The 7,069-nt window shown below is 67.4% G+C and carries 6 protein-coding genes; 4 read left to right on the top strand and 2 right to left on the bottom strand.

Annotation, left to right across the window (positions count from 1 at the left end):
• Positions 1-98: 98 nt before the first annotated feature.
• Both D1604_RS13335 and D1604_RS13330 read right to left on the bottom strand, forming a co-directional pair.
• Complete coding sequence (locus tag D1604_RS13335; RefSeq protein WP_024354725.1) at positions 99-527, bottom strand: CBS domain-containing protein; 429 nt, start codon at positions 525-527, stop codon at positions 99-101.
• 70 nt (positions 528-597) lie between these two features.
• The gene (locus tag D1604_RS13330; protein ID WP_119413680.1) at positions 598-1,266 is read right to left on the bottom strand and encodes a rhomboid family intramembrane serine protease; all 669 of its coding nucleotides are present in this window, start codon (positions 1,264-1,266) and stop codon (positions 598-600) included.
• Between the two features lie 143 nt (positions 1,267-1,409).
• Here D1604_RS13330 and hfaA point away from each other — a divergent pair, with 143 nt between their 5' ends.
• The 4 genes from hfaA (at position 1,410) to D1604_RS13310 (ending at position 7,052) form a co-directional block, all read left to right on the top strand.
• Positions 1,410-1,829, top strand: a complete 420-nt coding sequence (gene hfaA / locus D1604_RS13325; protein WP_119413679.1) for a holdfast anchoring protein HfaA — start codon at positions 1,410-1,412, stop codon at positions 1,827-1,829.
• Positions 1,826-2,848 (top strand): holdfast anchoring protein HfaB, encoded by a 1,023-nt coding sequence (hfaB, locus tag D1604_RS13320; RefSeq protein ID WP_003170155.1) that lies wholly within the window; start codon positions 1,826-1,828, stop codon positions 2,846-2,848. The genes hfaA and hfaB overlap by 4 nt, the downstream gene beginning before the upstream one ends.
• The gene (gene hfaD, locus D1604_RS13315; protein WP_119413678.1) at positions 2,775-4,028 is read left to right on the top strand and encodes a holdfast anchor protein HfaD; all 1,254 of its coding nucleotides are present in this window, start codon (positions 2,775-2,777) and stop codon (positions 4,026-4,028) included. The genes hfaB and hfaD overlap by 74 nt, the downstream gene beginning before the upstream one ends.
• Before the next feature lie 138 nt (positions 4,029-4,166).
• A complete protein-coding gene (locus D1604_RS13310) occupies positions 4,167-7,052 on the top strand; it encodes a M16 family metallopeptidase (RefSeq protein WP_119413677.1) in 2,886 nt (961 codons plus the stop codon).
• The last annotated feature ends 17 nt before the right edge of the window (positions 7,053-7,069 follow it).

Raw genomic sequence — 7,069 nt, 5'->3', positions numbered from 1 at the left:
GAGGCGCTTTTCTCGAGGGCAATAGGCAAAACCAGCTTTTCCGATCTATCCACAGATCGAACCCTTATGCACAGGTCGCCCAGCGCCTTAGCCACCCCCTACCCCGCCGCTATATAGGTACGTAGGCTTTCGGCCTCATGCGTGGCCTGGGCGATCTGGCATTTGACCACGTCGCCGATCGAGACGACGCCGGCCAGACGCTTGTCCAGCAGGACAGGCAGGTGGCGGATGCGGCGGTCCGTCATTCGGGCCATCAACGCTTCAACGGTCTCGGCCGGGTCGGCGAAGACCACCTCGCTGGTCATATAATGGGAGACAGGGCGCTCCAGCGCCTGCGTCCCGTCGCGAGAAATCGCGCGCACAATATCGCGCTCGGACAGGACGCCCACCACGCCGTCGCCTTCGCAGACGATCAAGGCCCCCACCTGACGGCGCTCGAGCTCGGCGCAGGCTTCATTCAGATTGGCGTCCGGCGCCAGTGTGAATACTGCGCCTCCCTTGCCCTTGAGAATCTCGGCGACCAGCATGGCGACTTCCTCCTGATGGGCAGGCCGTCGTCCGCGCGTCGCGGGCGGGCCGCAAGACCAACAGGTTGGCTCAGACGCCGCCGATAGGCAAATCACGGCGCGCGGCGAACCAGCCCCCGATCGGCCCGATGGCGAGAATGCCGAACACGAAGCCGATGGCGTGCGCCTCCCAGGCGATGCGGGCGCCGTCCGCCCCCGGCGCCAGACCGATCAGACCCACAATGAGATTCACCGCCATCCAGGCCCCCGAAGCGCGCAACACCATCGGATGGAACAGCGGAAGGACGCGCCCATGCCCGCCCATCAGCCGGGTGGCGGCTCCGATCAGGCCGAAGACCGCGCCCGAGGCGCCGACCAGCGGCCCCATGCTGTACGGATGCACCAGGCCATAGCCCAGGGCCGCCACGACGCCGGCCGCTATATAGAAGAGGATGAAGACCAGCGGTCCCGGTCCGCGTTCCATCAGACGGGCGACGGGCGCGCCGAAGGCCAGGGCGCCCACCGCGTTCATCGTCACATGAGCCCAGCCCCCGTGCAGCAGCATGGAGGTGAACAGGCCCTGCCAGTCGCCCGCCCACAGCCTTGCCGGAACGAAGGCCATCGACACTCCCAGATCAGGAAGCCGCTCCTGCAGATAATAGAGCACCGGCATGGATGCTGCGATCAGCAGGGGCAGGAAAGGCGCGTTGAACATCTTTTCGCGCGGCGGCCGCGGCGAACGGGCGTCAGATTGGGACATTCGTCCTTGATGAGGCCAGTCGCATTCCAGCTCAAGGCGTCGTTTTGCGCCATTCCGAGACTGATACGGTCTGGCACGGTCATTGCGAGGGCCCTTCCAGAAGTTCTCGGGAGCGCCTGATGCCGTCTCATAGACTGACACTCATGACCGTTGCGGCCGCCGCCGCCGTGCTGGCGGGCCTGCCTGCCGGTTCGGCCGTCGCGCAGTCGACCGGCTCGGCCGGCGCGGGCCAGTTCCAGGCCGGCTACGGCGCCTCGCGCTACACCACCGCCCAGGCCAGCCGCGGCACGACCCGCGACGCCAACGGCAACCGCCTGGTCGTCGACGGCATCATCCAGCAGAACGGCAGCGCCTATTCGCGAAGCGACAGCAGTGCGTCGTCCAGCATTTTCAACGGCGGCGTCGGCTCGAGCGGCGGGACCAACATCGGCGGCTCGACCGCCATCGGCAACAACCTGAATGTGGTGGTCCAGGGCAACCGCAACACGGTCGTCGTCAACTCCAACCAGACCAACACCGGCGACATCAACGCCGGCACCACCCTGAACGGGCCGCGTCCATGAAAATCTCAGCCATCCGTCGCTCGCCTGTGCGCGCCCTCGGCTGCGTCGCCGCCGCCGCCGCCCTGCTGGGCGGTTGCGTCAGCACCTCCGCCGGACCGTCGGGCCAATACGCCAAGCCGATCGGCAACGCCCCGGTGACGTCGAACCCGACGCCCTATTCGACCGCGCTCTACTGCCTGGCCGACTATGCGCGCCGCTATAACCTGCCCTCGCCGCGCATGGCCGTGGGTCGGATCAGCGACTACACCGGCTCCATCTCTTCGGACGGCGGGCGTCAGATCACCCAGGGCGCGTCCCTGATGGCCAACACCGCCCTGGCCAAGGCCGGCGCCCGCATCGTCGAGCGCTACGACACCTCGGTGTCGGAGCTGGAGTTGCGCTACGCCAACAACAAGCTGATCGGCGACGACGTGCCGAACGGCGGAGCCCAGGACGCCGCCTTCCGCCGCATCCTGGCGGGTCAGGTGCCGGGCTCGGACTTCTATGTGGTCGGCGGCATCACCGAGGTGAACTACAACATCCGCTCAGGCGGCTTCGACATCGCCGGCGGCGAAGTGAAACAGAACGGCGGATCGGGCCTGATCACCGGCAAGGTGTTCGTGATGAACGTCGCGATCGACCTTCGTCTGGTGCAGACCACCACCCTCGAGGTCGTGGATGTCGTCTCCTATCAGAAGCAGATCGTCGGCCGCGAAGTGTCGGCAGGCGTGTTCGACTTCCTGAACGGCAACGTCTTCGACATTTCCGCCGGGTCCAGCGGCCTGGAGCCGGTTCAACTGGCCGTCCGCGCCTTGGTCGAACGCGCCACGGTCGAGTTCATGGCCAATCTGTACGGCGCCCCCGGCCCGGAAATCTGCCTCAACCCCGCCAACGACCCGCTGGCCGACAGCCCTGTCGGCGCCACCGGCGGCTATTATCCCGCTTACGCAAACACGGACACGAACAATGGCCAAACTCGCGCCGACCCGTCTCGCTGGCACGATCGCCGCGACAGCGCTGTGCGTAGCGGCGGCCGCTGAGGCTTCCGCTCAAGATCGCGGGCTGGTCCTGAATGAGCAGCTCAACCTTGGCGACGTCATCAGCGGTCAACGCCTGAACGTCGTCAACGTCAGCGACAACGTCGCCGTGTCGAACGCCGCCATGGGCAACGCCCTGTCCGGCGGCGCCGAAGGCCGCGCCGCCGACATCCGTTCGACCCAGGACATGCAGGGCGCCGCGATAGCGGACACCTCCCTGACCCTGCGCGGCGATACGGGCTATGTGAACAGCGTCACCCAGGCGCGCGGCAACTATCTGGCCGCGACCGCCGTCAACACCGGCATCGACGTGGACGCCGGTCAGAATCTGGATGGCGACGTCACCGCGCGTACTCGGATCGAGGAAACCGGCGCCCGCCTGAACTACGGCGGCCACGTCTCAGCCGACGCGATCGGAAACACCGTCGCCCTGGGCGCCAGCGGCACGGGCGACCAGCGCGGCGCCATCACCGGCCGCGCGGATCAGAACTCGACCGGTCAGATCTACGCCGAGAACGAAGCCCGCTTCACCTACGCCCCGGCCCCGGCGGTCTTCACCAGCCATGCTTCGGCCAATGCCGTGCAGGCGACTTCGACCCCTAACTCGCACCAGGATCTGTCAGTCAGCCAGAACGCCTCCGGCGCCGGGGTCACCGCCTGGACCGGCGTGTGGGCGGGCAACGCCTGGGACATCGCCGCGCGCAGCCGCGCCGCCTCCAACCAGGCCGCCTTCTACAACCAGGGCGGCGCTTTGCTGGTCGACGTGGACCAGCAGAACTCGGCCGAGGTTCTGTCGCGCACCGAGCTTAGCTCCTACGACTTCGGCGCCGCCTATTCGACCGCCGAGGCTGTCGGCAATGAGGTTCATGCGGGCAACAACGACATCTATGTCAGCATCGACAACACCCAGATGAACACCGGCGGCGTCACCGCCAGCGCCGGGTTCACCGGCCAGAACGGCTACGACGCCTATGTCGGGGCCAATGCGGCGGGCAACGCCGTCACCGGCTTCGCCTGTTCGACCTGCGGCGGCGACCTGAACGTCCGCAACAGCCAGACCAACGCAGGCGACGTGCGCGCCACGGCGACCGCCACCGTCAACGGTTGGGGCCGCAATGTCGTCGCCGGCGCCAACGCCGTCGGCAACACGGCGACCTTCTATGTCGCACGACCGGGAAATTAACTTTCGGTAACTTGAGCTAGTCAAGCTCGTTTGTCACCGTAAACAGGCGCGAGGCTGAAGAAGCTTCGCGCCTGTCTTACGTGCAGGGCCGCAATCAGTCCCGGGGGCCGCCCGCTCGCACGTCGCGGAGACCACCGAATGCGATCCCCTCGCCCTCGCCGCCTGCTTCTACTCGCCGCGTCCAGCCTCGCCCTGATGGGCGGCGCGGCCCTCCCTGCCGTCGCTTTGACGCCGCCTTCGGCCGTCGCGACGCAGAACGCTCAACCATCCAAGCCCTGGGCTCAGGCGGCCAGCGACATCCCGGCTGACGCGGCCGTACGTTTCGGCGTCCTGCCCAACGGCATGCGCTACGCCATCATGAAGAACGCCACCCCGCCGGGTCAGGCGTCGCTGCGCCTGCGGATCGCGGCCGGTTCCCTGATGGAGAACGAAGACCAGCTGGGTCTGGCCCACTTCATGGAGCACATGGCCTTCAACGGCACGACGAACGTGCCCGAGAACGAGCTGCTGCGGATTCTGGAGCGTCTCGGCCTGGCCTTCGGCGCCGACACCAACGCCTTCACCAGCTTCGACCAGACCGCCTATACGCTGGAGCTGCCGCGCACCAACGACGAGACGGTCGACACCTCGCTGCGGATCATGCGTGAACAGGTCTCCGAGGCCCTGATGAAGGCCGAAGACATCGATTCCGAACGCGGCGTGATCGAGGGTGAAGAGCGCCTGCGCAACACCCCGGCCCTACGCTCGCTGAAAGCCCAGATCGCATTGCTGGCGCCGGGCCAGCGCCTGTCAAACCGCCTGCCGATCGGCGACCTCAGCATCATCCGCAGCGCCCCGCGCGAACGCTTCGTCGAGTTCTACGAGGCCTATTACCGCCCCGAACGGGCCACCATGATCGCCGTCGGGGACTTCGACGTCGATCAGATGGAAGCCAAGATCAAGGCGACCTTCTCGGACTGGACGCCCAAGGCCGCCGACGGCCCCGAGCCTGATCTAGGACAGGTCGCTCCGCGTCAGCCCGAGACCCGCATCCTGGTTGAGCCGGGCGTGCAGTCGTCGGTCCAACTGAACTGGATCCGCAACCCCGACCTCGATCCCGATACGGCTTCCGAACGCCGCGACGCCCTGTTGCAGAATCTGGGCATGGCCGTGCTGAACCGCCGTCTGGGCGAACTGGCCCGCGCGGACAACCCGCCCTTTATCGGCGCCGGCGGCGGACAGGGCGCCCTGTTCAAGACCCTCGACCTGGCCAGCGTCTCAGCCGCCTTCAATCCCGGCGGCATCCAGCGCGCGCTGGAAACCATCGAACAGGAACAGCGCCGCCTGGTGCAGTTCGGCGTGTCCCAGATCGAACTGGATCGCGAGATCGCCAACAGCCGCGCCGCACTCGAAACGGCGGTGCAGGCCGCAGCCACACGCAGCACCCCCGCCCTGGCGAACGCCCTGTTGGGCGCCGTCAACGACGACAAGGTCTTCTCCTCGCCCGCCACCAACCTCGCCTTGTTTGAGGCCACGGTGAAAGACCTGCAGGCGGCCCAGGTCAGTGAGGCCGTCAAGCGCGCCTTTGAAGGTCAGGGGCCCCTGGCGCTGGTCGTCACGCCCGAGCCGATCGAAGGAGGCGAGGCCGGCGTCACCACCCTGCTGGAAGCCAGCCGCGCCACGCCGGTCGCCGCCCCGGCGGAACAGGCGGCTCTGGATTGGCCCTACGCCGACTTCGGCGCCGTCGCCACGCCCGCCTCGACCACCGAAGTCGCCGCCGTCGGCGCCACGGTCGTCACCTTCCCCAACGGCGTGCGCCTGACCGTCAAGCCGACGACCTTCAAGGACCAGCAAATCCTGATTTCGGTCCGCACCGGCATCGGCGAGATGAGCCTGCCGACCGATCGTTTCACCGCTCAGTCCCTGGCCCCGATGGTCTTCACGGCGGGCGGCCTCGGCAAGCTGACGGCCGATGAGCTGAATCGGGTCCTGACCGGCAAGATCTATGGCGCTGGTTTCAGCATCGACAGCGACGCCTATCAGTTGTCGGGCGCCACCCGCCCGGCCGATCTGCAACTGCAGATGCAGGTGCTGGCCGCCTATCTGACCGACCCGGGCCTGCGTCCGGCGCCGTTCGAACAGATCAAGGCCGTCCTGCCGCAGTTCATGGCGCAGCAGATGGCGACCCCCGGCGGCGCCTTCGGCCTTCAGGCCTCGGGCCTACTGGCCAGCGGCGACAAGCGCGAATCCATGCCTTCGCCTGCGGAAATCGCCGCCTTCACCCTGGATGAACTGAAGCAGGGCGTGGTTCAGGGCCTGGCGACCGGCCCCATCGACATCGTCATGGTCGGAGACGTCAAGATCGAGGACGCAGTCGCCTCCGTCGCCTCAACCTTCGCCGCCCTGCCCGCCCGCGCTCCGGCCGCCCAGCCTCTGGCCGGTTCGGACCAGCGCCGCTTCCCGGCGCCGACGGCCGAACCGATCCGCCTGACCCACGCCGGTCCGGCCGAGCAGGGTCTGGCCTATGTCGCCTGGCCGACCACCGACGCCGTCAACGACCGGACCGAAGCGCGCAAGGCCTCCATCCTGGCCGAGGTCCTGAAACTGCGTGTCATGGAGGAGATCCGCGAGAAGCAGGCCCTGGCCTACTCGCCCGGCGTCCGCGCCTCGTCGTCCGACGTGTTCACGGGCTACGGCTCCATCTCGATCACCGCCGACACGGCGCCCGAGAAGTTCGACGCCTTCTTCGCCGCCGTCGACGCCATCATCGCCGACCTGCGCGACAAGCCGGTCAGCGAGGACGAGTTGAATCGCGCGCGCCTGCCGGTGATCGAAAGCCTGCGCCGCAGCCAGGCGGGCAATGAATACTGGCTAGGCCAGTTGGAGGATCTGGCCGCCAGGCCCGCTACGCTGGAACAGATCCAGACGCACATCAGCGATCTGGAATCTTTCACCGCCGCCGACATTCAGGCGGCCGCGCGCCAGTATCTGAAACCGGATGCGGCGTGGAAGGCCGAGGTCGTCTCTATCAACGCCCCGCAATAACGAAGAAAGGGCCCCGT

Origin of the sequence: Brevundimonas sp. LPMIX5 (genome assembly GCF_003576505.1) — a bacterium.
Classification (GTDB): domain Bacteria; phylum Pseudomonadota; class Alphaproteobacteria; order Caulobacterales; family Caulobacteraceae; genus Brevundimonas; species Brevundimonas naejangsanensis.
This window is presented reverse-complemented; position numbering and strand designations above follow the sequence as displayed.